General features: G+C 61.7%; 2 protein-coding genes and 1 pseudogene. All 3 read left to right on the top strand.

Going from position 1 to position 2,113, the window contains the following annotated elements; translation table 11 throughout:
- Positions 1 to 1,110 (top strand): MFS transporter (locus AC2VOK_RS01800; RefSeq protein WP_428898953.1); only part of this gene is annotated, 1,110 nt, incomplete at its 5' end.
- A gap of 63 nt (positions 1,111 to 1,173) precedes the next feature.
- Positions 1,174 to 1,962, top strand: coding sequence for a 3'(2'),5'-bisphosphate nucleotidase CysQ (cysQ, locus tag AC2VOK_RS01795; RefSeq protein ID WP_428898952.1), 789 nt, complete (start codon positions 1,174 to 1,176; stop codon positions 1,960 to 1,962).
- Positions 1,963 to 2,012: 50 nt separating this feature from the next.
- Positions 2,013 to 2,113: pseudogene (locus tag AC2VOK_RS01790) on the top strand (adenylyl-sulfate kinase); the annotation flags it as partial.

Raw genomic sequence — 2,113 nt, 5'->3', positions numbered from 1 at the left:
TTGCTGGCGCACCCGGGCCTGCCGCTGTGGCCGTATCTGGTGTGTGCGGCGCTGACCGGATTGGGCGGCGGAAACTATTCGGCGTCGCTGGCCAAGGCCGACGGCCTTTTCCCTCAGCGCCTCAAGGGTTATGCGCTGGGACTGACCGGCGGGCTGGCCAATCTGGGGTCGGCAACCATCCAGGCGGTGGGGCTCGTCGTGCTGGCGACGGCAGGTCATCAAGCCCCCTATTGGGTGTGCGCCATCTACCTCATGCTGCTGGCCGTCGGCGGTGTCGGTGCGGCATTGCGCATGGACAACGTCGTCGCCCACCGCGCCGGCCTCTCGTTGAACAACTTCCGAGCGATCATCTCGGTGTCCGACACGTGGTCACTGACCTTCCTCTACCTGTGCGCCTCGGGTTCTTTTCTCGGGTTTGCGTTCGCGTTCGGACAGGTGCTCCAGCACAATTTCGCCGCGGCGGGCCAGAGTCACGCGCAGGCGTCGCTGCATGCCGCCGAGATTGCTTTCGTCGGCCCTTTGCTGGGATCGCTTGCCCGGATCTACGGCGGCAGGCTCAGCGACCGCATCGGTGGCGGGCGGGTTGTCATGTATGTCTTCATCGGCGCCATCGCGGCGAGTGCGGTGTTGGTCGGCATCAGCACCCACGACGACATGGTCCACGGCCGCGGTGCGCCCGCGACGGGAGCGACGATGGTCGTCTACGTGATCAGCTTCATCATGCTGTTCATCTTTTGCGGCGCGGGTAAGGGGCCGGTATACCAGCTCATCCCGGCGGTGTTCGAAGCACGCAGCCGCACAGTGGATCTCGATGGGGAAGATCGGCATGACTGGGCCCGTGTCAGGTCATCGGCACTGATCGGATTCGCGGGCGCGTTCGGCGCGCTCGGCGGTGTGGGGATCAACATGGCTCTCCGGCAATCCTACGAGAGCGCCGGCACCGCCACCCCGGCCATGTGGATCTTCCTGGCGTGCTATGTCGTCGCGGCGATCCTGGCCTGGGCTCGCTATGTGCGGCCGGGTCGGGTCCGCCAGGCGAATGACACAACCGTGGATCCCGCCCAAGCTGACCGTGAAGCAGCCGATTCGCACGGCCCAGCAGGAGCGTAGGCAGTGAGCTCACCGTCAACCGAAAATTTGTAGAAACGCAAGGAGAAAGGATCTACGCACGCAATGAGTGAACAGGCCAATGCAACCTCAACGGCGCCATATCTTGACGAGGTGATCGCCATCGCGATCGAAGCGGGACACCGGATCATGGAGCACCGCAAAAATTTCCACATGAAGGAAAAAGGCGACCACGGTGATGACACATCACCGGTCACCGACGCCGACCTGGCGGCCAACCAGTACATCACCGAACAGCTGCCCCTGTTGGACCCCCAGATCCCGATCATCTCCGAGGAGACCAAGCAGGCCGCTTACGAGACGAGAGAGCACTGGCGTCGGTTCTGGGTGGTCGATCCGCTGGACGGCACCAAGGAGTTCATCAAAGGCAGCGACGAATTTACGGTCAACATCGCACTTGTCGACGAACAGGGGCCCGTACTAGGGGTAATTTACATCCCTGCAAAAGATTTGGTGTACTACGCGGAAAGAGATCGTGGTAGCTGGAAACGCGAGGGTGACAAGCCGGCGGTACAGATATTTTCGACCGTTCCGGATCTGAGCAAAGGCCTCACGATCGTGGAAAGCGCATCCCACCCCTCCCAGGAGCTCGAAAACTACCTCAAGGATCTGCCCGTTCGGCAGCGGATCTCGGCGGGCAGCTCACTGAAGTTCTGTGCGGTGGCAGAGGGGCGTGCCGACATCTACCCCCGCATGGGCCCGACGATGGAATGGGATGTCGCGGCGGGCGACTGCATCTACCGCAACTCAGGTCGCACGGGCCAACGCCATACGTCATTCACCTACAACAAACCCTCGTTGAAGAACGACAGCTTCGTGATCGGGTTCATGTGAGAGTGCACCCGGGAAACACCTGTCGCGCAGCATAAGAAAGGATCTTTTCAGTGGGCAACAACATCACATGGCACGAATACAGCGTCAGTCGCGCTGAGCGCGAGAAAATCAACGGTAACCGCGGGTGTGTCATCTGGTTCACCGGGCTGAG

It is taken from the genome of Mycobacterium sp. TH-M116 (genome assembly GCF_057473685.1).
The sequence above is the reverse complement of the archived record's forward strand: the minus strand, read 5'-3'. Positions and strand labels throughout refer to the sequence as shown.

Bases quoted from the DNA above. Each gene is read 5' to 3' on its own strand.
- cysQ (WP_428898952.1), top strand. From the start codon at position 1,174: ATGAGTGAACAGGCCAATGCAACCTCAACGGCGCCATATCTTGACGAG.